The organism is Pseudomonas sp. OV546 (genome assembly GCF_900116845.1).
GTDB classification, from domain to species: Bacteria; Pseudomonadota; Gammaproteobacteria; order Pseudomonadales; family Pseudomonadaceae; genus Aquipseudomonas; species Aquipseudomonas petroselini.
Genome location: NZ_FPCE01000001.1, coordinates 541,269 through 567,560 on the forward strand (window position 1 = coordinate 541,269; position 26,292 = coordinate 567,560).

Sequence of the window (26,292 nt, forward strand, 5' to 3'; positions counted from 1 at the left end):
AAATATATAAATCTTCGCATGTGTTATCTGCCCCATTGAAAATTTTCTGGTATCGGCCTCGCTTGCAGAGCGGTGTAGCCGGACTACATTATTTGTAGTGCTGCTACATGCTGGACGGATCGCAAGCGGATGTAGTCGCCTAACCATCCTGTTTCTAAGAGGAGGCTGCTCATGAGGGATAGCCGTCTGGATACCTCCGAGATCAGACGCGCGCGTGCGATCGCGTTCTCGATTTCGGTCGCCGAGGCGTATGGCTGCGCTAGCGATTCTCGGGAAGTGGCTGGCTGTGAGGCTACATTGGACAGGACCGTTCTCCCTGGTGAGGCAACCCCTCCTGAACTACTCAGGTTGTGGAGACGCCGGTTCATCGGGGCCGTCGCCTCTGAGCCTTCTCGAACTCTGCTGTATGAGCGATTTTCGGGACTGCGAGCAGTTTTCGATTCATCGCTGTGGTCGCTGTTGAAGCCTTCGTGCGGGCAGAGATCCATTGAGGAGATCGTCAGCGGCACGCGCATGGACGGCGAGGGGCTGGAGATATTTCGCTCGAACTCGCTCGCTCTGCTCTGCAGTTGTCCAGACTGGCATAACCTAGCTCCACTCTTGGCGATTCTACGGTCTCAGTCTCCACAATGGCTATTTGAAAGAAGCTGGTTACGCAAGAACTTCGCGGCTTGTTGCGAATTGATGTGCATACGGCCTTCAGACAGAAAGCTGGCAGTGCCGCTCTGGAGCGCAGTCAAGATCCTGGTGGATCAAGGGCTGTTGGGAGATATCAAATATTGGCTGGACAGTGAACAGTCCTTTGACTACCTGCTGCAGGGGCAAATCCGTTTAGGTGAATGTCTTATCCGCCAAGGATGGGTATCTGGTTGGACCGACGACTGTATCGTGTGGCTGTGGTACTTGGGCGAGCGCTCTTGTTCTTGCACCGTAGATGCCTTGCGTTCGGCGGCGGAGGGCACTTCCGTCGACAAACCGGCCGATTTGTATATGCGGGTCAGGCGCGCATCGGCGAAATTGGCGAGCACGGTCATCAGTATTCCGGCGTGAAGCTACGCAAGCAATAGCAGGGGTAGATCCAAAAGCTCATGGAGTCTTCCGCTGAGATTTGCCCGGTGTCTTCATTGATTGGCTAGGTTCGTGGAAGGGTGAATTAATGATGTTACTTCGCAGAGGTGCTCCACTTCTGTCGATTAAGCGGGCGGGGAAGGAGGAGAATAACGATAGCGCGAATAACTGCACACGCTTGCGCCGACTGGCGATCAAACATTGCATCAGAATATGCGCGGAAGGGGAGAGCTCGAAGATCCGTGGCACTGAGCCTCTCTGAGATTACTCTGTACGCTACCTGTAATAGCCCCTTGCTGAGCAGCTTCTGATGGCCCTTCTCAAAACCTTCATGGGCCCGGGTGGTCAATCTGGGCCAGGTGCATGAAAGCCTGCAGACGGTTTATTTGCTTGGCCTGAGCACGAATCAGCCGCTGATCTTGACGATGCGCCAACAGGTAATACTTTGCCTTCTCGTGCTGGGCTGCGAGATCACTCGCCATGGTTTCGCCGTCCTGGCGAGACTTGGCCAGAGCGGCATCTTGGCTGACCCGTTGCTGCTGGGTGAGGGCCACTTGACGTTCGAGCTGACGCAACTGTTGTTGGAGGTGTCCGTGCGCACTATTCGTGCGCTCAAGATCCCGATATAACTGGGTCAGTTCTTCTTGGCGCACCGTCAGTTGCTCGCGCAGACCACGCATCTCTATCTGAGCTTGGCCCATCTGTTCAGCATGACGTTGCAGCTCTTCCTGACGCTGGATCTGATGCTGCTCGCGGTAGTGACTCATGGCCTCCCGGGCCTGCTGGTGCTTCATTTCCAGTGATCGGATTTGCCCTAGCCGCTCCTCGAGCAGTTTTACCTGTTGCCGGCAGGCTTCCTCCAGACGCTGCCGTTCACCTTCAATGCGCTGTAATTGGCTATTGAGTTCCACCTCGCGCTGACTCAATACGCGGTATTCGTCGCCTTGGGCGGTATGAGCGATTTGCAATTGCTCAAAGCGCGCACTGTCCACTGCGCGCTGTTGCTGATAGGCCGCCTGTTGGTGCTCGAGGCGGGCGCGATCCGCGGCCACACTATCCTGTGCCTCGCGGGCCAGCCGTGCAGCTACACTCTGAATGAATGCTTGTAGTTCCTCGGATAGGCTTACCCGTGGCGGCTGCGGCTCGGCGTCCGCCAGCTCACGCAGGTAGCGATTTATGGTGGTCTTAGAGCCGGTGTGACCCAGTTCGGTCCGCACCGCCTCAATGCTCGGTACCAAGCCGCGCGCCAGCAAGGCATCGCGCGCGCACTGAACCTGCGCTTTGTTGATTCCAGAACGGGCCATGGCTTGCTCCGATTTTTTCGTACCGTTCAAGCAGTATGGATGTACACGTGTACAACCGTGACGCCCACACCTAGAAATCGGACAGACTGGGGTTCGAGAATCCTGAATTCTCAAACGTGATAAGCGGTTTTCGCCTTTCATGCCCACGCGGCGGTATGCAATGAGAAGTGCGAGATGAGTTCTGCAACTGACCGTTATCTCAAGGCGGCGCGCCGAGCGAGCACCGAGCGTCGCTACCAGCGAGCGCTCGAACATTATGAACAGGAGTGGGGCGGACTGCTGCCGGCGTCCGGTGATAGCGTGGTGCGTTATCTGGCAGGGCACGCCGAGCAGCTGTCGGTCGGCACGCTGCGCACCCACCTGGCCGCCCTGGCCCAGTGGCACCAACAACACGGCTTTGTCGATCCTACTAAGCTGCCGCAGGTGCGCGACGTCCTGCGCGGGATCCAGGCCGAGCACCCGCAGCCGGTCAAGCAGGCCCGCGCGCTGCAACTCAATGCGCTGGAGGCTTGTATCGAGGCTTTACAGGCGCAGCGGAACAGCGAAGACGCAAGTGTTCGCCTGCGCGCCTATCGCGATCAGGCCCTGGTCCTGATGGGCTTCTGGCGCGCTTTTCGCGCGGACGACCTGTGTCGCTTGCAGGTGGAGCATGTTCGGCTGGACGCCGGGCAGGGGCTGGAGCTGTTCCTGGGCAGCGGCAAGACCGATCGCAGTCATCGTGGCCGGACCTTCACCTTGCCGGCGTTGAAACGCTTGTGTCCGGTTCAGGCTTATGAGGATTGGCTGGCGCAGAGCGGTTTCGAACAGGGGCCGGTGTTCCGGGCGATCGATCGCTGGGGCCATATCCGGGCGACGGGGCTGAACCCGAACAGCATCTCACGTCTGTTACGCCTGGCGTTCGCCCGCAACGGTCTCGACGGCGAACGCTACAGCAGCCATTCGCTGCGCCGCGGGTTCGCCACGTGGGCCAGCCGCAATGCCTGGGGGACCAAGGCACTGATGGATTATGTGGGCTGGCGCGACGTTCAGTCAGCCACCCGCTACATCGATGGACACGCGCCGTTTGGTGAGTGGCGGCGTGAGTGAGACCGCCACCGGGGCGGTAGCCGATGCGAATTTTTCTCACCGGTACTGGCGCCGCGCACCCTGATCGCCTTGATCAATCACGGCCTGTCGGCCGCGATGTATTAAGCTCGCGCCATCCGGTAAGTGCAAAGAGATGCCGGCGGTATTACTGACGAGCTCGCTTCAACGCATCGGCAGGTGCCATGGCGAGGACGTCTGGCATTCCTGCGGCCATTAACTTCAATTCCATCTCCGACCCCAGTAATCCCAACCAAGGGGACGATCTTGAATAGTGGTCTCACAATTCAGGTTCGGCCGCCAGCTTGTGCGATCTGCATTCCGCCAGTACAACAGGAATTGCCCCGACATAGCCGTACAGCAGGGCGAGCGCTTTGAACGGTAAGGTTGAGCGCTACATGCTGGCGCACGTTTACGTGCAGGATTGCTAGGATTTGCATGAGGTGGAGGACGTATAGCCAGTGGGAACAATGAGCACCTTCGGTCAAGTAGAAAAACCAGCTCGGCTCTGGTTCATGCTCGGCAAAGTGCTCAAGCGCCAGGGCAAAATCTCCTCGGGTAAGTGTGGCGAATTCGGTCGCGATGGGCGTGGCTGTGCGAAACATCGTCCTGATGGGCGACCAGATGCAATTGTCGCAGCCGGTGCAGGCGTGCATCCGGGCCGCTCGGACGTTTCCAACCTCGATGAATTTAGAGAATTAAAATTTTGCGGAAGGGTACCGTGTTTCGCGGCCTATAGCCTCTCGTGGAGGAAACGCAAAACTGTCGCAACCCGAACCGACGCGGCCTTAACGTATATTCAAGCGTGCCCGCGGTTGGTGGGCGGTTGATCCCAATATCTCGCGCCGCGCTGGGAGCTCTGACTGGTTAGGGCTGTGGTTGCGGAGAAATGACGGGACTTAGAGAGGCAGCGGTCATTTCTGATCGTCATGACGTTTTGACGATCCCTCAGCAGCCCTTCGACTGCCAGCGAGTATCCCAATAGGTTCGTCAACCTCCGCTTGTGCCGCAGCGTTGATAAAACGCCCAACATTGGGTTTAGAAGCCAGGGTGGCCCTGGCAGCTTTGATGAACTGATCTTGCATCAGCCACTTATCTGTTCTGACTTTACGGCGCCCCTTCATTTTCTACCTCGCTGGTCGAATTGATGCTGCGGCATCTCGGCCCTGACGGCTACATGAACTAGTGGTCGAAATCTGGAGTAGCATTTCTGTACCGTCGTGGCCGCTGGTCGAGCACTTCGACGCCGGCAGGGTGAGTCAACAATTTCTGAATATACTGAAAATTACCCAAGGACGAGTGGGTGCATTCGTACCGGGTCAGAAGCCAGCGGCAGGCACAGTGGCTTTGTACGCTCGGCACGCCAGTGATCTCGCGGATAGGCTCTTTCCCACAGTTGGCAATAAGCGGCATAACTCAGGCAAAGGCCCACACAGCTCCATCCGGGAGATGAACATGACGGTACCATTCGCACATATTCGTACCCAGCGCGAGCCTCATGCTCCCTCAGGTACATCAGAAGGCAGTGTAGCTCTGCATGCCACTATCTCGATTGAAGCCAATTCAGATAGCACAATCGAGGCCTATTTAGCCGGCTTACAGATGTTCAACGAGCTCTTTGAGTGGCGCCTCGCAGATTATTCACAAAAGGTGCTCGATATCATCATCGACTGCTTCCTCCCGGCAGAATCAATCCCTCGATCGCTTCTGGACAAGGGTGTAGCTCAAGGCACCATCCGCTCCGGGATCTTCGAGAGCGGGGACTGGATTTCACGAGGGCAGTGGCTTCAGCTGGCATCCGCCAGCAGTCACGAGGTGGTCGTTGATCCCGATCAGATGCTCGCTGATGGGCGGATTTTTTCACTACGGCCTGGCAAAGTCGATTTCTTCCCTATTTATGGGTTGGATGGCACGAACGGCTACCGGCCAATCGAAAGCCTTCATAAGACGCTCTCAATCCTGAGCGCCAGGATGAACGCATGGTCAATAGCTGCATGGTTTCAGTCCGAAAATTCGACGCTTGGCGGGATAGCACCAAAGGCCCTGCTCGCGCTCGCGCCAGACAGAGTGCTCGCCGCTGCTGAACGCAAACCTCGAAAGCGCACTAAGAGCAAACCAAGGCGTGGCTCCTCCCCACCCGACAGCCGTTGACCGGTCGTGCCTCAGGCGTCAAGTCGAGCACGGCTCACAAATCTCATAAAACGAGAAGATGAGGGCCTGCCCGATGAAAATCACGAGCCGCATGGGGGGCGGCGTAGTCACCGACGTACGTTGCGACCGACGTGTGCGATTGCTCCATGCGCCTAGACAGCGGCAACGTCGAGTACGGGGTTCTATTGGCCTACTGAGGTTACGGCGCGTCATACGAGGGTGCGCAGTACGAAGTGCATCTGTGCGAGGGCTGCTTCTTCGGCGCCCTCGTATACCTTAGACAGGCACGACGCATCCAAAACATGTTCCACGATACCGCTCAGTCCGCAGAAGTCGTGTAGCATTGACAAAGAGTTAGGGCCATATCAAGTATAAAGCGCCATCACAATCCGCCCGATTGCATCTCTCACTTGGGCTTTCTGTTTTCGGGTAGTCTCGACATTTCGTCCATATCGTCCAGACGGCAGAGTTCAATATAGTGCTGAAACTTAGCCACATTCGCGAAGTCCTTCTGAGCGGCAAGATTGGTCGCGCGATTATTGATTAGCTCCTGCTCAATAACTGCCGCTGCTGCATCTATGTAAATAAGCTGATTCGCCCGACAGAGCTTAACGAGGAATTGTGCCAAACGCAGTGCGCCCGGGTCGAGGTTCATCACGTGCCTTACCTCGCCTAGGTGGCGTCCGGAGCACCCTGCCCACATGACGCTCACGGCATGCCCCTCTCTGCAAAGGGCTTGTCGCAAAACTGACATTTCTTCAGCAATTCAACATTGTGCTTAGCCCACACTTTAACCTCAGGAAGAAAGCGACGCCAATACGTGTATCCCAGATTTTGGCGAACCTCGTCGGCGCAGGCAGGGAAGTAAGCGCTCTGCTCCGACGCTCTGTCGAGCTTCTCGTATATGAATAAGTAATCACGAGCTGAAAATGAATGGTTGAATCTTGACTTAAAAGCAGCTTTCAAGGGATGGTTAGTATGTTGACGAAGTAGTCTGTTGAAAGCCAAAGCATCCGTGCCAGCCGAGATGATCAAAAATTAATTTTACCTGCCTAGAGCTCCAATTACAGCGTGATAAACTTTCTGCAACTTTTTTGTCGAGAACAAGATTTTGGATGAACGGGTTTCGTTTAGCATGCGAACGTAAAGATTCGTCGTTCTGAATTCGCGTTATCAGGCGCTCGCCAAGACAGGCAGGAAGGTCGTGGGAAGTTAGAATCAGAGGCGTGACAGGAGCCGAGGTGGGTGACCCTCGTTGACTCCTGCGACGGCCATAATTTTCTTGAGACAGCTTTAATTTTCTAAAATCATTGAAGAGTCCATTCCCATTGAAACCCCTGGACAGCACCAGTGTGTCATCGTGTCTGCAACGAGAAAGCGGCTTGCGATTTTTGAAGGGTGATTGGCGATCTCCCATTTGCATTCTTACGACGTTCAAATCGACATTACTAACATTATGTTTTGCGGGAAAGCACCATTGTGAGTTCTCTATGAGCGATCGAAGTGAAGGTACGAAATAAAGTCTGTCGGAAATAAATAAAAGCTGTCGCTGGCGCCTTCGAACCCCCCGATTGAGTAACCGGTGACACTTTTTTTCCGGGCCACCGTGCTCGGGACGCACTTCAGGGTTTTGACGAGCAAATGATCTACTGCACATCCGGCCGTATAGACAACTGGGCATAGCAGCTATTGTGGAAGATATCTTAGGCACTATTGCACCCTTTTTGCGGTGTTGCCCCTGGTTTCATCTTCTAAACCGGAGTTCGCAAGGCACGTGGTTTTCATTTTTAAGTGCAAATAATCTCATCACAAGTGAAAACCCATGCAGGGTTCGCCGACTAGGGTAGGGCCCATGGGCGGGCTTGCCAAGGGGCGCTGTGCATTTGGATCAATAACTTGTCAGTTTCGGTCATTGAGCCGTCGTCCACCGCCTCTTAGTCTGTGGGACATAAACCGATGGCGCGCCGTTCGAGCGTGTCACGTCCCGTGATGATCCGTTGTGGAGCTTGACCATGACCGCTGTTGCCTACCCGCACCTGCTGGCCCCGTTGGACCTGGGTTTTACCACCTTGCGCAACCGTACCCTGATGGGCTCGATGCACACCGGCTTGGAAGAAAAACCCGGCGGTTTCGAACGCATGGCGGCCTATTTCGCCGAGCGCGCCCGAGGGGGCGTGGGCCTGATGGTCACGGGCGGCATTGGCCCGAATGATGAGGGCGGCGTGTATTCAGGCGCAGCCAAACTGACCACCGACGAAGAAGCGCAGAAGCACAAGATCGTCACCCAGGCCGTGCACGAGGCGGGCGGCAAGATCTGTATGCAGATCCTCCACGCCGGCCGTTATGCCTACAGCCCCAAGCAGGTGGCACCCAGCGCGATCCAGGCGCCGATCAACCCGTTCAAACCCAAGGAGCTGGACGAAGAGGGCATCGAAAAGCAGATTCAGGATTTCGTCACGTGCTCGTTGCTGGCCCAGGTCGCCGAGTACGACGGCGTGGAAATCATGGGTTCTGAAGGCTACTTCATTAACCAGTTCCTCGCGGCCCACACCAACCATCGCACCGACCGCTGGGGTGGCAGCTACGAAAACCGCATGCGCCTGGCGGTAGACATCGTGCGCCGTGTGCGTGAAGCCGTGGGCCCGAACTTCATCATTATCTTCCGCCTGTCGATGCTCGACCTGGTGGAAGGCGGCAGCACCTGGGAAGAAATCGTGCAGTTGGCCAAGGCCATCGAAGGTGCCGGTGCGACCCTTATCAACACCGGGATCGGCTGGCACGAAGCGCGGATCCCGACCATCGCCACCAAAGTACCGCGTGGCGCGTTCAGCAAAGTCACCGCCAAGCTGCGCGGTGCGGTGCAGATCCCGTTGATTACCACCAACCGCATCAACACCCCGGAAATCGCCGAGCAGATCCTCGCCGAAGGCGATGCCGACATGGTCTCGATGGCACGCCCCTTCCTGGCCGACCCAGAGTTCGTCAACAAGGCCGCCGCCGGCCGCGCCGATGAAATCAACACCTGCATCGGCTGCAACCAGGCGTGCCTGGACCACACCTTTGGCGGCAAGCTGACCACCTGCCTGGTCAATCCCCGTGCGTGCTACGAGACTGAGCTCAACTACCTGCCGGTCAAGCAGATCAAGAAGATCGCCGTGGTCGGTGCCGGCCCTGCCGGTTTGGCCGCCGCAACGGTCGCCGCCGAGCGAGGCCATCAAGTCACCCTGTTCGACTCCGCCAGCGAGATCGGCGGCCAGTTCAACATCGCCAAGCGTGTGCCGGGCAAAGAGGAGTTCTTCGAAACCCTGCGCTACTTCAAACGCAAGTTGCAGACCACCCACGTCGAGCTGTGCCTCAACACCCGCGTGGACGTGGCGCAACTGGCGGCGGGCGGTTACGACGAGATCATCCTGGCGACCGGCATCGCACCACGCACGCCGGCGATCCCAGGGATCGATAACGCCAAGGTGCTGAGCTACCTGGACGTGATCCTGGAACGTAAACCGGTCGGCAAGCGCGTCGCCGTGATCGGCGCGGGCGGTATCGGTTTCGACGTGTCGGAATTCCTCGTGCACCAAGGCGTGTCCACCAGCCTGGACCGCGAAGCCTTCTGGAAAGAGTGGGGCATCGACACCCAGCTGCAAGCCCGTGGCGGCGTCGCGGGCATCAAGCCGCAACCGCATGCGCCGGCGCGAGAACTGTTCCTGCTGCAACGCAAGGCCTCCAAGGTCGGCGATGGCCTGGGCAAGACCACCGGGTGGATCCACCGTACTGGCTTGAAGAACAAGCGCGTGCAGATGCTCAACAGCGTCGAATACCTGAAGATCGACGATGACGGCCTGCATATCCGCATCGGTGCCGAGGGCGAACCGCAGGTGCTGGCAGTGGACAACATCGTCATCTGCGCCGGCCAGGACCCGCTGCGCGAATTGCAGGACGGCCTGGTCGCGGCCGGCCAGAACGTGCACCTGATCGGCGGCGCCGACGTGGCGGCCGAGTTGGATGCCAAGCGCGCCATCAACCAGGGCTCGCGTCTCGCGGCGGAGCTGTAAGACCCCGAGCGGGGCGGTGTTAGACTACCGCCCCGTTTTTCATGCAGATCCCTCCCGATGGGTCCCTTCGATTGGCTTCCCCACGCCCCCCTTGAACGCTTGCAGCTCGATTGGCTGAACGGTGTCGAGTTGGCCGTGCTGCGGCTGGACCGTATCGACCCACTGATCAGCGGCAACAAGTGGTTCAAGCTCACCGGGCACTTGGCCCAGGCGCACAGCGCGCGCGGTCTCATCAGCCTGGGCGGCGCTTACTCCAACCATCTGCACGCGTTGGCCGCCGCCGGCAAGCGTTTCGGTTTTCCCACCGTCGGCCTGTTACGCGGGCATGCGCAAGACACCCCGACCGTCGTCGACCTGCAAGCCTTTGGCATGCAACTGCATTGGCTGGGTTATGGCGGTTATCGCGCTCGGCATGAACCGGGTTTCTGGCTGCCGTGGCGTGAACAGTATCCCGACCTGCATCCCGTGCCCGAAGGCGGCGGTGGCATCACGGGCGCCATGGGCTGCGCGGTGCTGGTCGAGCAGGTGCGTGCGCAGTTACACCGCGTGGGCTGGGCGGATTACGACGCCTGGTGGCTGGCGGCAGGCACCGGCACCACGCTGGCCGGCCTGGCACTCGCTGAAAGGGGCGCACACCCGGTGTACGGCGCCATGGCGGTGCCGGATGGCCACGGTGTGGCGCAGAACGTCGAGGCTATCGTGCAGGGCGGATATGAGCTGGTGGACGCCAGCCGCGGTGGCTTTGCCAACGTCGACCCCTTGCTGCTCGAGTTTATCGACGCAACAGAGCAGGCCTGCGGCGTGCCCCTGGAGCCGCTCTACACCGGCAAGGCCTTACTGGCTTTAAAGACCCACATCGAAGCCGGGGGCTTAGCCCCCGGCACTCGCCTGGTCTTCGTCCACACCGGCGGCCTGCAAGGTCGCCGAGGTTTCAAGGGTTAGCGCGTTTGCCCGGCATCATGCGCAACGCGGTGTTGTCGCGCAGGATGTAATGGTGGGCAATCCCGGCCAGCGCATGCAGCCCGATCAGCCAATAACCGACTTTGCCGAACCACACGTGCCAGCCCTCGATCTGCTTGGCCAGGTCCTTGTTCTCAGCGATCAGCGGCGGCAACTCCATGCCATAGAACATCACCGAATGCCCCTCGGCACTGACGATCAGCCAACCGGCAATCGGCATGCCGATCATCAACGCGTATAACGCGACGTGCATCAGGGTGGCCAACAGGCTCTGCCATTGCGGCGGCGCCGGGACGATCTTCGGTGCCACCCCCAGGCTGCGCGCAAACAGGCGCAGCCACACCAGCACAAACACGGTGAGGCCAAACATAAAGTGCATCTCGACGATCAACGTTCGCGCACCGCTGCCTTTGGGGAACTGGCCGCGTAACTCAATGCAGGCGTAGACCACCGCCAGCAGCACCACCATCAACCAGTGCAACGCAATCGACATGGTGCTGTAGCGCGTATCGGAATTTTTCCACGGCATCGCTGGGTTCCTCACTCATCAGGGTAAACCTCCATTCTTTGGCGACGGAGTCCTTTTACTGTAAGCCTGTTTTAAGCGATTTGCCCGGCGCGAATAGCGTTGACTTGATCTCTGTCAGTTGCTCTGTGGCATTTCCCCGCGGGCCAGGCGTGCGTTGATGTCGCTGATCACCGCCGGCAGGTCGGTGATGGTGTCAATCAGGTAGTGCGGGCGCGAGCCTTCGAACATCGCCTCGATGCGTTTGCGCTCGCTGGCCAGTGTGGCCGCGTCCAGGCCGCGAAATTGCTCATAGGTCAGGCCCAAGGCATTGCCGGAGCAGGTCAGGGCCACCGTCCACATCCCGGCGCGGCGACCTTCGAGGATGCCCGGCACGGTGTCGTCGACCTTCACACACGCGGCGACATCATCGATCCCCAGCGCGATCACGTTAGCCAGGGCCTGGGCCGGCCATGGGCGACCATTGGGCACTTCGTCGGTGGCCACCACATGGTCGGCGATGTAGCCGTTGGTGGCGGCCAGGGCAACCACCTTGTCCATGACTTGCTTGGGGTAGCCGGAGCAGGAGCCGACCTTGATGCCTTGCACGCGCAGCCGGGCGATGGTGTCGAGGGCGCCGGGAATCAGCGCCGAGTGTTCGGCGATCTTCTCGATCTGCAACGGCATGAAGCGCTGGTAGATGGCGGTCACGTCGTCATCGGTGGGCGTGCGGCCGAAGGCCTTGCGGTAGCGTTCGGCAACCTGTGGTTGATCGCAGAGGGTGCGGATGTGGTCCCACTTGCCCATGCCCATCGGGCCACGGGCTTCTTCGATGGAGACTTGCACGTCGAACTCGGCGAAGGCCTCGACGAAGATTTGCGTGGGGGCAAACGAGCCGAAATCGACCACGGTGCCGGCCCAATCAAGGATAACGGCCTGGAGGGTGTTGGGGTTTTGATACTGCATGGTTCAGATCCTATCGGTAAAAGGGGGAATCAAATGTCCAACACTTCCATGGCGTGCAGCACCTCGGCAATCGCCTTGACCGCTGCCTGCATGCCTGCCGCGTCGACATCGCCGATGCAGCCCACGCGGAAGGTCTCCACCTGGGTCAGCTTGCCTGGATACAGAATGAAACCCTTGGCCTTGACCCGTTCGTAGAAGTCCTTGAACTGGTAGCGCGGGTCTTGCGGCGCATGGAAGGTGACGATGATCGGCGCCTGGATGGCGGCCGGCAGGAAGCTGCGCACGCCCAGTTCGGCCATGCCGTCGAGCAGCGCCTGACAGTTGCTGGCGTAGCGTTTATGCCGCGCGGGCAGGCCGCCTTCTTCCTGGTATTGCAGCAGCGCTTCGTGCAGGGCGGCGACCACATGGGTCGGCGGCGTGAAGCGCCATTGGCCGGTCTTGGCCATGTAGCTGTGCTGGTCGAACAGGTCCATTGCCAGGGAGTGGCAGTTGCCTTGGGCGGCGGCCAGCGCTTGTTTGTCGGCGAAGACGAACCCCATGCCCGGCACGCCCTCCAGGCACTTGCCGGAGGCGGCGACCAGCGCGTCGAACGGGACTTCGCGGGCATCGATCGGCAGTGCGCCGAAGGAACTCATGGCGTCGATGATCAGGCGTTTGCCGTGGGTTTTAACGACCTGGGCGATCTCCGGCAGCGGGTTGAGAATGCCGGTGCTGGTTTCGCAGTGGATCAGGGCGACGTGGGTGATGGCCGGGTCGGCCTGTAGCAGGTGGTCCACATCGGCAGCGGTGGTCGGTTCGTCCTCGGCGGTTTCAAAGGTGCTGAAGGCGCGCCCCAGTACTTCGCAGATTTTCGCCAGGCGTTTGCCATAGGCGCCGTTGATCAGCACCAGCACCTTGCCGTCACGCGGGACCAGCGTGCCGATGGCCGCTTCTACGGCGAAGGTGCCGCTGCCTTGCAATGGCACGCAGTGGTGGCTGTCGACGCCATCGATGATCGCCAGCAATTGTTCGCAGACGCTGGCGGTGAGTTGGTTGAAGCGGTCGTCCCATGAACCCCAGTCCACCATCATGGCCTGGCGGGTGCGGGCGGAGGTGGTCAGCGGGCCGGGCGTGAGCAGGAGGGGCGCGGTCATTGCAAATCCTCGTAAAGCCGTTGAGTCAAGCTACGGCGCCTAAATTGCAGTTTGGCTTGTCATCAATCAAATTGTTTGTTGTTATGAGAGCTATCAGTGAGGCCGATAGCCATGAACCTGTTCCAACTGCGTGCATTCGATGCCGTGGCCCGTGAGGGCAGCTTTACCCGCGCGGCGGCGCGGTTGTTTATCAGCCAGCCGGCGGTGACCGGACACATCAAGGCCCTTGAAGAGCATTACCAGATCCCGTTGCTGCGCCGCACCGCGCGACGTGTCGAGTTGACGGAAGAGGGCGCACGCCTCGCGGCGATCACCCGGGCGATCTTTGGCCTGGTGGATGAAGCTCAGACCCTGCTGGAGGCCAACCGCCAATTGCTCACCGGGCGCCTGGAAGTGGCGGCTGACGGACCGCACCTGGTGATGCCGATGATCGCCAGCCTGCGTGCGCGTTACCCTGGGATCACCGTGAACCTGCGCCTGGGCAATGCCCAGGAAACCCTGGCCGCACTGTTGTCCGAACATGCGGATGTGGCGGTGCTGACCGAGGTGGAACCGCGCAATGGTTTGCACCTGCAACCCTTGAGCGAGTCGCGTATCTGCGCATTGGTGCCGGCGGGCCATGCGTGGGCCACGTCGGCGGCAGGTATCCGCCTAGAGCAGTTGCATGAGGTGATCATGGTGCTGCGCGAGCCCAGTTCCATCACTCGCCGCACCTTTGACGACGCCTGCGTGGCGGCGGGTGTACAGCCCAAGGTGCTGCTGGAATTGGACAGTCGCGAGGCGGTCAGCGAGGCCGTCGCCGCCGCGTTGGGGGTTGGGGTGGTGTCGTCGATGGAGGTCAGCCCGGACCCACGGGTGCAAGCGATTCCCCTGCACGCTGATGGGCTGGTCAATCGGCACATGCTCGGTTGCCTGGAGCGGCGCCGCTCGTTGCGCCTGATCCAGGCCTTTTTCGCGTTGACGCCCTGATCGGTTTTTGGTGGAACGATGTGTTCTTGCGCTATAAACTCTGCCCCCAAAGCGCCGGCCAGTAGACGTTTCGGCGCGATGGACGAATAGAGAGTGAGTCATGGGCGCACAGTGGAAAGTCAAACATAAAGAAGCGGCATCCAATGCCAAGGGCAAGATCTTCGGCAAGCTGGTGAAAGAAATCACCATCGCCGCCCGCAACGGTGCCGACACCGCGACCAACGCCCACTTGCGTCTGGTGGTGGAACAGGCCAAAAAGGCCTCGATGCCCAAGGAAACCCTGGAACGCGCCATCAAGAAAGGCGCCGGTCTGCTCGGCGAAACCGTGCAGTACCACCGCGTGACCTATGAAGGGTTCGCCCCGCATCAGGTGCCGCTGATCGTTGAGTGCGTGACCGACAACATCAACCGCACCGTGGCGGAAATCCGCGTAGCGTTCCGCAAGGGCCAACTCGGTGCCTCTGGTTCCGTGGCCTGGGATTTCAACCACGTCGGCCTGATCGAAGCCTCGCCGGACAGCCCGGACGCCGACCCGGAAATGGCCGCTATCGAAGCCGGCGCACAGGATTTTGAAGACGGCGAAGAAGAGGGCACCACCCTGTTCATCACCGAGACCACCGACCTCGATGCCGTACAGAAAGCCTTGCCTGAGCAGGGTTTCACCGTGCTGTCGGCCAAGCTGGGTTATATCTCGAAGAACCCGGTGAGCGGTTTGAGCGATGAGCAGATGGCGGAAGTGGAAGCCTTCCTGGAAGGCCTGGACAACCACGATGACGTGCAGGATATGTTCGTCGGCCTGGCTGGCTGAAACACGGTAAAAAATGTGGGAGGGGGCTTGCTCCCGCCGGCGGCCTGGCAGACGAGCGCCATCTAACGGTTAGACCTCGATCCAAATGTGGGAGGGGGCTTGCCCCCGATAGCGGTGTGTCAGTCGATTCATCAGGTGACTGATTCAGCGCCATCGGGGCCTCGGTATCTACACCATTCTGGGTATGGCGGCGGACCTGTGGCGAGGGAGCTTGCTCCCGTGGCGGCCTGACAGCCGAGCGCCATCTAACGGTTAGGCCGCGATCCAAATGTGGGAGGGGGCTTGCCCCCGATAGCGGTGTGTCAGTCTATTCCTCAGGTGACTGATTCAGCGCCATCGGGGCCTCGGTATCTACACAATTCTGGGTATGGCGCTGGACCTGTGGCGAGGGAGCTTGCTCCCGCCGGCTGCCTGACAGCCGACCACCATCTAACTGTTAGGCCGCGATCCAAATGTGGGAGGGGGCTTGCCCCCGATAGCGGTGTGTCAGTCGATTCATCAGGTGACTGATTCAGCGCCATCGAGGCGTCGGTATCTACACAATTCTGGGTATGGCGCTGGACCTGTGGCGAGGGAGCTTGCTCCCGCTGGCGGGCTGGCAGACGACCAGGATGTTGGATCAGACCGGGTACATATCCGTTATTTAGGTAACGGCTGGTATAGGTTCCGCCCTTACGGCGGGTCACTTTTGGAAAGGCCCAAAAGTAACCAAAAGGCCTTCGCCCCAACACTCGGCACCTCGCCTAGGCTCGGTGTGCCCGTAATCCGACAGGTATTTGGGGGGCCGCCGCCACGCGCCATCCATGGCGCGGGGCGGCTAAACCGGCATCCCTGCCGGTTTACCCCCCAAATCCCTGTCGAATTCCGGCCAGCGTGTTTGACGGGGCGGCTGAGATCAAAAGCTAGATCAAGATCAAGATCAAGAACGGCTCGCTTCGCATCGTGGTTAGCGGGGTTGCTACAGCGTTGTGTCGATACCTATGGCTATCGCAGGCAAGCCAGCCACATTTGGATTGGGTTTCAGCCCCGGTTCAGCAGTGATTCGATTTCATCGAACCCCGGCCGCGCCAATACATCGGGCTGACAGCAGCTTATTTGCAGCGCGATCAGTCCATCACTCACCTGATCCTCAACCCGCTCCAACAACTCCCCCAGCAACACGCCGAACGCCCGCACTTCAATACGCTGCAACGCTTTGGTCTCCAGGGTTTCCGCCGTGGCATGGAACGACGCCGCGCCAAAATCCCCCAGCAGGCAGTCCCCCGCTTCATTCCAGAGGATATTGTGGCCATACAGGTCGCCATGGGTGATGCCATGCCGATGCAGATGCGCGCCTACCGACGCGACCCCGCGTGCCATGCGCAGCGCCACTTCAAGGCTGAAGCAAACGCCCGTTTCGTAGATGTCGCGTGTGCACGAGGCCAGGCTCGGCAAGGCCGCGAGGTTGCGGTAGCTCGGGTCGATCAGCTCCATCACCAGTGCGGCCTGGTCGTCAGGGTGGCCGACAACGCGGCCCTCGACCTTGATCAGGTTGGGGTGCAAGCCGGCGGCAATGCAGGCCTGCATTTCGTGCAGCGGCGAGCCATCACTGGTGATGCTGCCTTTATACAGTTTGACGGCGACGGCTTTGCCCGACGGTTTCCACAGCGCTTTACGGATGACGCCGGAAGCGCCTTCGCCGAGGACTTCGGCCAGTGCCAGGTCGGACCAGGGAATATTCGCGGTAGTCTCATCGCCCGGCACCTCGACGGCCATTTCCACCGGGTTACCGGCATAGGCCAGCCAGGTCAGGCTGGGCAGCGTTAGCAGCCACTGCGGCAAGCGGGTGAAGCGGTTGGAGGCAATGCGGAGCAATTCGAGGTTGTGGCAGTTGGCCAGGCTTTCCGGCAGGTGCGTCAGCTCGTTGCCGGCCAGCATCAGCTTTTGCAGGAGTGGCCGTTCGCCCAATTCACTCGGCAACTGGCTGATGCGGTTATCGGTCAGGATCAGCCAGCGCAGCAGGGGCGGCAATGCGGCGGCGGGCACGTGGCTGATCCGGTTGGCCTTGAACCCGATCATGCTCAGCTTGGCGCACTGGCCCAGGCTGGCCGGCAGCTCGGTGAACAGGTTGTCCGAGCAGAACAGCACGCGCAGGTGCGGCAGGCGGTGCAGGTCGTCGGGCAGGCGGCTCAGGGCGTTACCGCTGAGGTTGAGGATTTCCAGGGAGTCGGCCAGTTCGAAGATTTCCCGGGGGAATTCGGTCAGCCCGCAGGACAGGTCCAGGCGCGTGATGCCGGCCAATTGGCCGGCCTTGAGTTGGGCGAGGGTATTCATGAACGGCGCGGTCACTCGGCAAGAAGGCGTAAATGGCGCTCATGATACCGGGTCGGGCACCGGTTGCGGGCAGGTCTGTTGCAACTGCCCGAGACGGCTGGCAGTACGGGCGAGGTCGATGGCCTGGCCGCCCAAGGCGATGTCGAGGGGCTGCTCACCGATAAGCACCAGGTGCTTGTCCCGGTCGTAGAGCACGTCCACCAAGTTGATAAACCGCTGTTGCACGGCAATCGGACACTCCGCCAGTTGAGGCAGGCCGTCGATGACCCAGTGATCGTAGTCCTGGCACAGCAGCAGGTAGTCCATGACCGCCGTGAGTTGTTCGCACAGGTCGTTGAACGTGAAGGCAACGCTGCGTCCCGCGTGGCGCCGGCACATCAAGGTCCGGTGGCCGACGGCCAAGGGCAGGGGCGGGCAGTCCGCAGCGGGCAGATCAAGTGCTGCACGCTGGCTTGCGGTTCCCGGCCATACGTACTGACCGCTGGTAAAACGTTGCGCGCTCTGCGCCTGGGGCAGGCTGCGAAAGTCCTGCGGCGAGCTGACCTCCAGCACCTCCATGCGCGCGTCGATCAGGTCGATCACCGGCTTGAATCGCTCGTGGTACAAGGGGTTGGGCAGCAAGCCCTGCGGCGCATAGTTGGACGTCACCAGCACCAGCACACCGCGCTCGAACAAGGCCTTGAACAGCCGCGTGATCAGCATGGCATCGCCGATATCGTGGACGTGGAATTCGTCGAAACACAGCACCTGGCAATCTGCCAGCCGTTCATCGAGGGCCACGGCCAGGGCATCGTCCTGCTCACGGTGGGTGAACATGTCGCGATGCAGTTGGACGAAAAAGTCATGGAAGTGCACGCGCTGCTTCTGCGCAATCGGCAACGCCTGGAAAAAACCGTCCAGCAGCCAGCTTTTGCCGCGCCCCACCGGTCCGTGCAGGTACAGGCTGCGGGCGGGTTGGCCGGCGAGCAAGTGCTGGGTTTCCCGGGCCAATGCTGCAATGGCTCGGGTTTGACCGGTGCTGAGGGTGTAACCCTGTTGTTCGGCCTTTTGCTGAAAGAACGCGGGGATGGGCGAGGCGTCGAGGGGGGCGGTGTGTTTACCGAGCAGGCGACGGATCAGGGAAAGCGCGGCCAATGCAAGTCACTCTATAGTTCAGTGGTTGCTCACTTTAGGGCGCTCGCCGCGTTTTGACCAATAGAGAAGGGCGTTGCCCGCTATCTCGAAAAAGCCTGTCACGAAGGTAATCCTGTCCAGACTGGCAGTTTCTCGCTGAGTGTCTAACCTCCTACAAAGGAGTAATCCCTGTACAAGGATTTGGGGCAGTGAAGGGACGAGCAGTATTGGCAGTCATGGGCGCGATGCTCTGCAGCACGGCTTACGGCGCACAACTCCAGGTGGAGGTGCGTATCGACGTGCAGCGGGGCTGTCAGTTGGTGGGTACCACCCGCGAGGCTGGCATCGAGCAACTGGGTATCTTGGATTTCGGCAGCGGCCCGCGTCTCAACGACCCGGCCGGGCCCTTGAGTGCGGCGTTGATCAGCCAGCGCCAGCCGCGCCTGGAGTGCAACCCCGACACGCCGTATCAAGTGCGCGTGGACGGTGGCCTGCATGGCGGCACCGGTGAAGTGCGCTACCTGAGCGCCACCCCTTCGACCCAACCCATTCCCTATCGCCTGTATGCCGACGCCGCGCGGCGCGTGCCGTTGCCGGTGGACGTGCCGCTGAGCGGCCGGGTGCCGGACGCAGGCTTTGTTGACCTGCCGCTTTACGGCCGCATTGAACCGCTCAAAGACATCCCCGCCGTCGGCCGCTACACCGACCTGCTCAAGGTGACGGTGACATGGTAAGCCGCTGCATGGCCCTGGTGGTCATCGGCGGCCTGCTGGTGCTGGCGGATGACGCGCAGGCGGCTGCCGCCACCGGGCTGATCCAGGCGCGGCTGGTGATCACCGCCAGTTGCGAAGTGAGCAAAGGGGTTGAAAGCGCGCCGGTCAACCCCTCGGGCGGCACGGCGATGCTCGACTTCGGCAGCCAAGGGCCGACCTGGAGCAACCCGCTGGGCGCTGGCGTCACCGCGGGCGACAAGGCGCCACTGGCGGTGTCGTGCAACCCCTCGGTCTCGAGCTTCACCGTGACCATCGACGGCGGTACCAACGGCGATGGCACCACCCGGCGCCTGAGCAATGGGCGCCAGATGATTCCTTATCGCCTGTCCGCCGACCCGCAGGGTCACAGCACCTACAGCATCGGGCAGCAACACAATTTTGTCGTGGCCAAGGGCACCCAGATACCGATCCCGGTGTTTGGCTCCGTGGTCGCCAATACCAGTGCCTTACCGGCAGGGATCTACACCGACACGTTGACGGTGACACTGGACTGGTAACTCAAGAGGATGGAAACCATGCATGTACTTGTTTCTCGATTAGGCGTTTGCGCGCTGGGCCTGGCGATGGCCTCCAGCCTCAACGCGGCAACCACGGTGACCGGGCAGATCACGTCCAGCCTGATATTGATCTCCAGCTGTCAGGTCAACGGTTCTGGAGCGGCCACCGGCCTGAACTTCGGTAGCTTGAACTTCGGCACCACCAACAGCCTGTTCACCAACGCCGATGCGCAGTTGCTCGGCGGTACCGGCACGGGTGGCGGATTGTCGATCCTGTGTTCCAGTGGCACCACGCCAGCCGTCAAGGTGCGCGCCGGTGCGCATGACGGCGCTTCCCCAGGCGGCAGCCGTGCGCTGGCCGACGGTGCGGGCAACTTCGTGCCTTACGACTTCTACACCGACAGCGGCCACTCCGCGTTGTTGGCGATCGACGGCGTGATCACCCTCGCCGCCAGTACCGGCGTGGCGCAGACCGTCAGCCTCTACGGTCGGGCGGTGGGCAAGGCGGGGCTGCCGGCAGGCACCTACACCGACACCGTGGCCGTGGAACTGACGTTCTAGCGATGTGGTTCAGAGCGTTGCTGGCCTGTGCGCTGGCGGTGCCGCTGCCGTTATCGGCGGTGACCAGCCAGAGCTTCCAGGTGAGCGCGACCATCACCCCTGGCTGCCTGATTGTGGGCGGGAGCTCCAATTACGGCGCGCTGACCTACGGCAGTCATTCGGCCCTGGCGACCAGCACCGTCACGGCGGCGCTGACAGCGGGCGTCACGTTGCAATGCACGCCGGGGGTGGCGCTGAGCATGAGCGTCGACGGCGGGCTGCACAGCAGCACCGGGCGCAATTTGCAGCTCAACAGCGGCAGTGCGCGGGTGGCGTATCAGTTATTTCGGGATGCGGCGTTCAGCCAGAGCCTGGGGATCGGCCAGAGCGTCAACGTGGCTTACAGCGATGCGAACACCATCAGCCTGCCGATCTACGGGCGGGTGCAATTGCCGGGCAATCAGCCTGGGGGGACGTACAGCGACACGCTGCAAGTGCAGCTGACGTGGTAAGGCTATTGGTATAAGGAGTGGGGTTATGCGTTCACCTTCCCGGCGGCTGTGGGCCGCGGGTCTTGCCTTGAGTGCCGCGTGCACGGCAGGGCTAGTGCAAGCGGCCAGCTCGGTGCTGATCTGGCCCATCGATCCGGTGCTGGAGGCCGATCAACAGGCCAGCGCACTGTGGCTGGAAAACCGTGGGACCGAAACTGCGAGCTTGCAGATTCGCGTCTTTGCCTGGAGCCAGAGCGGCTTCGACGAGCAATACCAAAACCAGCGCGAGGTGATCGGCAGCCCGCCCGTGGCGCGGATTGAGCCGGGACAGAAACAACTGGTACGCCTGACGCGCACCCGTGAAGTGCCGCCGGGGCAAGAGTTGGCCTACCGCATCATCATCGATGAAATCCCTTCACCCTTGCAGGTACCCACGCCGCCGGAAGGCAAGAACACGGCAGCGGCGATCCGCTTTCAGATGCGTTATTCGGTGCCGCTGTTTGCCTACGGCGCGGGCCTGTGGAGCAAGGACGACAGCACGCGCCAGCGCGACCCCAAGGGCGCCGGCAAACCGGAGCTGAGCTGGCACAAGGTCACGGTGGCAGGGCGCAACTACATCGAAGTGCGCAACCAGGGCGCCGTGCATGCGCGCCTCACCGATGCGTCATTCAAGCAGGGTGGGCAGACGCGGCCGTTGGTGGACGGCCTGTTGGGCTACGTACTGCCGGGCGCAACCATGCGCTGGCCGGTGCCGGATACGTTGTCGGCCGACCAGCCGCTGCAGGTCAGGATCAACGGTGCGCCGCAATTGGAGAACCTGGCGCCGAAGCGATAACCGCAGGGTAGCGGGGCTGGGAAGCCCCGGGTTTTAAACGGATGGAGATGTCCATTGAAGGACACAACGCCATGATGAGTCGTGGTCTGGCTCGTGGTATATGGCTGTCGGTGGTAAGCGGGCTGGGCGGCGCAATAATTGCGCTTCCGGGCGTGGCTGGCGACCTGCCACCGCCCCCGAGCAGTATGGAGGCTGTCGCCGATGCACAGTTGTTTCTGGAGTTGGTGGTCAACCAGATGGACACCGGCCGTGTTATTGCGGTCGATCAACGGGCCGGGCAACTCTACGTGCCGGCCAGTGCGCTGCAGGATGTGGGCATGAAGCTGCCCGGTGAACCGAGTGGCAGTGTGGCGCTGGACCAGATCCCCGGCCTGCACAGCGAGTACGACAGCCATGGACAGCGCCTGTTGCTGGATGTGCCACCGTCGTGGCTGCAGGCGCAATTCATCGGCAACCGCAACACCTATCCGCGTACCCAGGCGATGAGCAGCTTCGGCGCCTTGCTCAACTATGACCTGTATTTCAACGACACCGACGAAGGCGGCAGCTACCTCGCCGCCTGGAACGAAGTGCGGCTGTTCGACAACTGGGGCACCTTGTCCAATACCGGTCAGTACCGCCAGACCCTGGCCGATGGGGTCGGCAGCAGTACGCTCAACAACGGCTACCGGCGCTACGACACCACCTGGCGTTTCTCCGATGATGAGCAGCTGCTGACCTACGAGGCCGGTGACGTGATCAGCGGCGCCTTGCCTTGGAGCAGTTCGGTGCGCCTGGGCGGCGTGCAACTGTCGCGGGACTTTGCGGTGCGCCCGGACCTGGTGACCTATCCGTTGCCGCAATTTGCCGGAGAGGCTGCGGTGCCATCGTCGGTGGACCTGTTTATCAACGGCTACAAGTCCGACAGCGCACTGCTGCAACCGGGGCCTTACACGCTGACCAATGTGCCGTTTATCAACGGAGCGGGCGAAGCCGTGGTGGTGACCACCGACGCCCTGGGTCGCCAGGTCTCGACCACCGTGCCGTTCTATGTGACCAGCACGTTGCTGCAACAGGGTCTGACGGATTTCTCGGTGGCCGCCGGTACCTTGCGCCGGGAGTACGCCCTGAAGGATTTTGCCTATGGGTCGGGTGTGGCCAGCGGCACCTTTCGTTATGGGTATTCCGACAACCTGACCTTGGAAACCCATGCCGAAGCGTCCAGCGACCTGACCCTGGGCGGCCTGGGCGGCAACCTGCGGCTGGGCAACTTCGGCGTGCTCAACACGGCCGTCAGTCAAAGCCAGTTCGAAGGCCGCACCGGCCAGCAACTGAGCCTGGGGTATCAGTACAACAGCACGCGCTACAGCCTGTCCTATCAGCGGGTGGAGCGACACGAAGCGTACGCCGACCTGACGCTGGTCGACACGCCTTACGCCAGCCTCAGCAAGCGCAGCGAGCAGGTAACCCTGAGCCTCAACCTTGAGCGTTTCGGCAGCCTGGGTGTGGGGTATTTCGACGTGCAGGCGGCGGACGATTCGCGCACGCGCCTGCTCAACCTGAGCTGGAGCAAACCGCTGTGGCGCAACACCAGCTTCTACCTGTCGGCCAACCGTGAGATCGGCGACAGCAATTGGGCGATGCAGGCGCAACTGGTGATTCCGTTTGATCTCAACGGCAGCCTGGCCCTGAGCACCGAGCGCAGCAAGGAGGGCGCCAGCCGCCAGCGCCTCAACTACAGCCACGCGGTGCCCAGCGAAGGCGGGGTAGGCTACAACCTCGGTTATGCCCAGGGCGCTGGCCCGGCGTACCGGCAGGCCGACCTGACGTGGCGTTTGCAATCGGTGCAGTTGCAGGCTGGCGTATACGGCAGCAGCGATGCCGAGACGCGTTGGGCGGATGCCAGCGGCTCGCTGGTGTGGATGGGCGGCGACGCCTTTGCCGCCAACCGCATCAACGATGCCTTTGTGGTGGTGAGTACCCAGGGGTTCGCCGGGATTCCGGTGCGCTACGAGAACCAGTTGGTGGGCGAAACCGACCGTAACGGCCATCTTCTGGTGCCGTGGAGCAGCGCGTATTACCGCGCCAAGTATGAAATCGATCCGCTGAACCTGCCGCTCAACGTGCAGAGCCCGAATGTGGAACAGCGTGTGTCGGTGCGGCGTGGCAGCGGTTACCTGCTGGAGTTTCCATTGCGCCGGGTACTCGCGGCCAGCGTCACCCTGGTGGACACCCAGCATCAGGAGTTGCCCCTGGGCAGCCTGGTGGTGCACGAGCAAAGCAACCAGCAGGCGGTGGTCGGCTGGGATGGCCTGGTGTACCTGGAAAATCTCTCGGGGCATAACACCCTGCACGTCACGCTGGGCGAAGGGCGTACCTGCCAGGCGCGGTTTGATATCGATGAGCAACAACAGGATGTGCCGCTGATCGGGCCGTTGGTATGCCAATGAGGGGAATGGGGTGGCTGTGTGTCGTGGGCGTAGTGTTTTCGGGCCAGGCCATGGCGCTGTGTTCGGTGGTGACCACGACGCCGGCGAGTTTCGGTTCGATCAGCTCAATGACGGTGCGCACGGCGGCGCAGGCCAGTTCGACGGCAAACGCAGGGTTGAGCTGCGCCTCGGCGTTGATTTCGCTGCTGGTGTCCTCCGACCACTTCTACGCGACGATCACCTCCTCCAACACCGGGATGGTCGGGCCAACCGGCGATGTCATCGGCTATACGATTTACGGCAGCAACAGCACCAGTTTCCCGATAACCAGAGGTACCCAATTTGAATTCGGTGGAGCCGGGGGCATTGCCCAAGGCATCGGTTTGATCGCGGGGCCTGGGACAAAAACCGTACCGCTGTACGTGAGCAGCATCACCGGCAGCAACGTTGCTGCGGGGTTGTACACCGAGACCTTGAACATTGCCTGGAACTGGAACTACTGCTCGGGGATCGGCATTGGAGGTATCTGCCTGGGCCGCGACATCGGCAGCGGCACGGCAGCGTTGACCGTGAGCATGACCGTCACCAATGACTGCCAGATCACCGCGCCCAATATCAGCTTTGGCAGCGCGCCGGTTGTCAGTGGGTTCTCCACCGTGACCGGGCAGACCAGCATTTCCTGCACCAAAGGCAGCGCCTACAGCGTCGGCCTGAGTGACGGCCAGAACCCGCTCAGCGTGGGCGGGCGACGGCGCATGGTGTCCGGCGGCAACTACCTGGCCTACGACATCTTCAAAAGCGCCGGGACCACCCGCTGGGGCAGCGTGGGCGCAGCGCGTCGCGACAGCTCCACCGCCGAAATCAACCCCGGCAACGGCCTGGGCACCGGTAGCCAGGTGTTCAACTACAACGCCAGGGTCTACACCGACCAGAACACCCCACCCGCCGGTACCTATCTCGACAACGTGGTACTCGACGTGGGCTTTTAGAACGTCTGCATCGGTGGTGTGGGCTGACCCACCGGGCTGACCACCGCATAGTTGTAGCCGGCGCCGGACCAATATTGGGCCTGCAAGCCATCGGCACTGCGGCTGCCACGAGGCAGGAAGCCGTTTTCGGGACCGGGTGGACGGATGTAGAAACTGATGCGCCGCCCTTGCCGGTCTTCGTACAGCACCATGGCCGCCGCGCCTTGCTCGGTGGTGAGCAAGCGCCCGCTGACCGGCGTGAAGCCCGATGCGCTCAAGTCAGGCAGGCGGTGCGCCTGGTTGAAGTAGCGGTCGAGCCAGGCCTGCATCGTGCCGTCGCCCTGGACCTTGTAGTCGGCGGGCATGATGCCGTCCTGGGCAAACAAGCGGAACGCCTGCATCGCGTCGGCCATTGGCAGCAGGGGCGGTTGGGTGGCTTCACGGGCGTGCCAGCCGCCGAGGCCGCCGAGGCTGACGGCGATCAGCAGCACGGCTGCGGTGGCGACGTGGCGACGCGACTGGTGCTTGATGCGTTGGCGGATCAACGCCGGGTCCAGGTCCGGGTTGGCCGGATGTTGCAGCGCACCGCCCAATGCCGCGCGCAGCAACTGTGCATCGTGCTGCCAGGCGTGGACCTGGGCCGCAACGTCCGGGTGGGCGGCCAAATAGGTTTCCAGCACACGGCGATCACTCTCCAGCAGTTGATGATCGACGTAGGCATGCAAATCGCGTTCGCTGGGGGGCAGGCTGATCATTTGAGTCTCCGCAGGGAAGGGCTGGCAATTTCGCCATCACTGAGTTGACGCAGGGCTTGGCGTGCCCGCGACAGGCGCGACATCACGGTACCGATGGGCACCTCGAGGATCTCGGCGACCTCCTTGTAGCTCAAGCCTTCGACGGAGACCCACAGCAGCAGCGCGCGCTGCTCGGTGCTGAGTTGATCGAAGGCTTGCAGGGTCGACTGGGCGATCACCGTGCGTTCCACCGACGGTTGCACATCGTCGCGTCCGGTGAAGAACTCCAGCATGCGTGCGTAGCGCCGGGTGCGGCGGTGGGCATCGAGGAATTGTCGGTAGAGGATCGAGAACAGCCAGGCGCGCAAGTCGCCTTCGATGCGTTTATCGGCCCAACTGATGATCCCCCGCTCCAGGGTCGACTGCACCAGGTCGTCGGCGCTGCTGGCGTTACGGGTCAGGGACACGGCAAAGCGCCGTAGCCTGGGGATGAGTTCACGTAACTGTTCGTCGAGTTCATGCATGGGCGTCTGGGGGGTCACTACGCTGGGACTAGAGAGACGTGCGGCGTTGAAGGTTATTCCCTGTGTTGGGAAATAAATCCACGGCCCGGGAATAGAG

Annotated in this window: 23 protein-coding genes; 14 read left to right on the plus strand and 9 right to left on the minus strand. The window is 61.2% G+C overall.

Annotated features, from left to right (window positions below):
- Positions 1 to 717: 717 nt before the first annotated feature.
- Positions 718 to 1,050, plus strand: coding sequence for a hypothetical protein (locus BM403_RS31310; RefSeq protein ID WP_139113208.1), 333 nt, complete (start codon positions 718 to 720; stop codon positions 1,048 to 1,050).
- A gap of 347 nt (positions 1,051 to 1,397) precedes the next feature.
- Here the strand turns inward: BM403_RS31310 and BM403_RS02555 are convergent, their stop codons facing one another.
- Positions 1,398 to 2,372, minus strand: a complete 975-nt coding sequence (locus BM403_RS02555; protein WP_093541446.1) for a DNA-binding protein — start codon at positions 2,370 to 2,372, stop codon at positions 1,398 to 1,400.
- A gap of 174 nt (positions 2,373 to 2,546) precedes the next feature.
- Between BM403_RS02555 and BM403_RS02560 the strand changes: the two genes are divergently transcribed.
- Together BM403_RS02560 and BM403_RS02565 are read left to right on the plus strand one after the other, a co-directional pair.
- A complete protein-coding gene (locus BM403_RS02560; protein WP_065873485.1) occupies positions 2,547 to 3,458 on the plus strand; it encodes a site-specific integrase in 912 nt (303 codons plus the stop codon).
- 1,452 nt (positions 3,459 to 4,910) lie between these two features.
- Entirely contained in the window at positions 4,911 to 5,606 is a 696-nt protein-coding gene (locus tag BM403_RS02565) for a hypothetical protein (RefSeq protein ID WP_093541927.1), read from the plus strand.
- Positions 5,607 to 6,012: 406 nt separating this feature from the next.
- Here the strand turns inward: BM403_RS02565 and BM403_RS02570 are convergent, their stop codons facing one another.
- Positions 6,013 to 6,264: a hypothetical protein gene (locus BM403_RS02570; RefSeq protein WP_139114557.1), complete on the minus strand. Its 252-nt coding sequence runs from the start codon at positions 6,262 to 6,264 to the stop codon at positions 6,013 to 6,015.
- A 1,354-nt stretch (positions 6,265 to 7,618) separates the two neighbouring features.
- On the opposite strand from BM403_RS02570, the gene BM403_RS02575 reads away from it, so the two are divergent.
- Both BM403_RS02575 and BM403_RS02580 read left to right on the plus strand, forming a co-directional pair.
- Positions 7,619 to 9,658 (plus strand): NADPH-dependent 2,4-dienoyl-CoA reductase, encoded by a 2,040-nt coding sequence (locus BM403_RS02575; protein ID WP_093541448.1) that lies wholly within the window; start codon positions 7,619 to 7,621, stop codon positions 9,656 to 9,658.
- A 57-nt stretch (positions 9,659 to 9,715) separates the two neighbouring features.
- Complete coding sequence (locus tag BM403_RS02580; protein ID WP_093541450.1) at positions 9,716 to 10,600, plus strand: 1-aminocyclopropane-1-carboxylate deaminase/D-cysteine desulfhydrase; 885 nt, start codon at positions 9,716 to 9,718, stop codon at positions 10,598 to 10,600.
- Here the strand turns inward: BM403_RS02580 and BM403_RS02585 are convergent.
- The 3 genes from BM403_RS02585 to BM403_RS02595 all read right to left on the minus strand — a co-directional run bounded on the left by BM403_RS02585 (position 10,590) and on the right by BM403_RS02595 (position 13,222).
- Positions 10,590 to 11,147: a cytochrome b gene (locus BM403_RS02585; RefSeq protein ID WP_015884709.1), complete on the minus strand. Its 558-nt coding sequence runs from the start codon at positions 11,145 to 11,147 to the stop codon at positions 10,590 to 10,592. The genes BM403_RS02580 and BM403_RS02585 overlap by 11 nt on opposite strands.
- Positions 11,148 to 11,261: 114 nt before the next feature.
- Complete coding sequence (phnX, locus tag BM403_RS02590) at positions 11,262 to 12,089, minus strand: phosphonoacetaldehyde hydrolase (RefSeq protein ID WP_093541452.1); 828 nt, start codon at positions 12,087 to 12,089, stop codon at positions 11,262 to 11,264.
- A gap of 29 nt (positions 12,090 to 12,118) precedes the next feature.
- Entirely contained in the window at positions 12,119 to 13,222 is a 1,104-nt protein-coding gene (locus tag BM403_RS02595) for a 2-aminoethylphosphonate--pyruvate transaminase (protein ID WP_093541454.1), read from the minus strand.
- 111 nt (positions 13,223 to 13,333) lie between these two features.
- Here BM403_RS02595 and BM403_RS02600 point away from each other — a divergent pair, with 111 nt between their 5' ends.
- On the plus strand, positions 13,334 to 14,191 hold the full coding sequence (locus tag BM403_RS02600) for a LysR substrate-binding domain-containing protein (RefSeq protein WP_093541456.1): 858 nt from the start codon (positions 13,334 to 13,336) through the stop codon (positions 14,189 to 14,191).
- Between the two features lie 100 nt (positions 14,192 to 14,291).
- A complete protein-coding gene (locus BM403_RS02605; protein ID WP_015884705.1) occupies positions 14,292 to 14,999 on the plus strand; it encodes a YebC/PmpR family DNA-binding transcriptional regulator in 708 nt (235 codons plus the stop codon).
- 1,020 nt (positions 15,000 to 16,019) lie between these two features.
- Here the strand turns inward: BM403_RS02605 and BM403_RS02615 are convergent.
- Together BM403_RS02615 and zapE are read right to left on the minus strand one after the other, a co-directional pair.
- Complete coding sequence (locus BM403_RS02615; protein WP_093541929.1) at positions 16,020 to 17,312, minus strand: protein kinase; 1,293 nt, start codon at positions 17,310 to 17,312, stop codon at positions 16,020 to 16,022.
- A 39-nt stretch (positions 17,313 to 17,351) separates the two neighbouring features.
- The gene (gene zapE, locus BM403_RS02620) at positions 17,352 to 18,446 is read right to left on the minus strand and encodes a cell division protein ZapE (protein ID WP_093541458.1); all 1,095 of its coding nucleotides are present in this window, start codon (positions 18,444 to 18,446) and stop codon (positions 17,352 to 17,354) included.
- Positions 18,447 to 18,670: 224 nt separating this feature from the next.
- On the opposite strand from zapE, the gene BM403_RS02625 reads away from it, so the two are divergent.
- From BM403_RS02625 to BM403_RS02655, 7 genes are all read left to right on the plus strand, one after another.
- On the plus strand, positions 18,671 to 19,159 hold the full coding sequence (locus BM403_RS02625) for a Csu type fimbrial protein (RefSeq protein ID WP_175538050.1): 489 nt from the start codon (positions 18,671 to 18,673) through the stop codon (positions 19,157 to 19,159).
- On the plus strand, positions 19,153 to 19,695 hold the full coding sequence (locus tag BM403_RS02630; RefSeq protein ID WP_093541462.1) for a Csu type fimbrial protein: 543 nt from the start codon (positions 19,153 to 19,155) through the stop codon (positions 19,693 to 19,695). The genes BM403_RS02625 and BM403_RS02630 overlap by 7 nt, the downstream gene beginning before the upstream one ends.
- An 18-nt stretch (positions 19,696 to 19,713) precedes the next feature.
- Positions 19,714 to 20,256 carry a Csu type fimbrial protein gene (locus BM403_RS02635; protein ID WP_064055429.1) on the plus strand — a complete coding sequence of 181 codons (543 nt, stop codon included), beginning with the start codon at positions 19,714 to 19,716 and terminating at the stop codon, positions 20,254 to 20,256.
- Between the two features lie 2 nt (positions 20,257 to 20,258).
- Complete coding sequence (locus BM403_RS02640; RefSeq protein ID WP_093541464.1) at positions 20,259 to 20,747, plus strand: Csu type fimbrial protein; 489 nt, start codon at positions 20,259 to 20,261, stop codon at positions 20,745 to 20,747.
- 25 nt (positions 20,748 to 20,772) lie between these two features.
- Complete coding sequence (locus tag BM403_RS02645; protein ID WP_012725023.1) at positions 20,773 to 21,561, plus strand: fimbrial biogenesis chaperone; 789 nt, start codon at positions 20,773 to 20,775, stop codon at positions 21,559 to 21,561.
- 71 nt (positions 21,562 to 21,632) lie between these two features.
- The gene (locus BM403_RS02650) at positions 21,633 to 23,990 is read left to right on the plus strand and encodes a fimbria/pilus outer membrane usher protein (protein WP_046036935.1); all 2,358 of its coding nucleotides are present in this window, start codon (positions 21,633 to 21,635) and stop codon (positions 23,988 to 23,990) included.
- Positions 23,981 to 24,958, plus strand: coding sequence for a Csu type fimbrial protein (locus BM403_RS02655; RefSeq protein WP_093541466.1), 978 nt, complete (start codon positions 23,981 to 23,983; stop codon positions 24,956 to 24,958). Before BM403_RS02650 ends, BM403_RS02655 begins: the two co-directional genes overlap by 10 nt.
- Here the strand turns inward: BM403_RS02655 and BM403_RS02660 are convergent.
- A complete protein-coding gene (locus BM403_RS02660) occupies positions 24,955 to 25,692 on the minus strand; it encodes an anti-sigma factor family protein (RefSeq protein WP_093541469.1) in 738 nt (245 codons plus the stop codon). The two genes, BM403_RS02655 and BM403_RS02660, sit on opposite strands and share 4 nt — an antisense overlap.
- A complete protein-coding gene (locus BM403_RS02665) occupies positions 25,689 to 26,195 on the minus strand; it encodes a sigma-70 family RNA polymerase sigma factor (RefSeq protein WP_043205560.1) in 507 nt (168 codons plus the stop codon). Before BM403_RS02665 ends, BM403_RS02660 begins: the two co-directional genes overlap by 4 nt.
- Between the last annotated feature and the right edge of the window lie 97 nt (positions 26,196 to 26,292).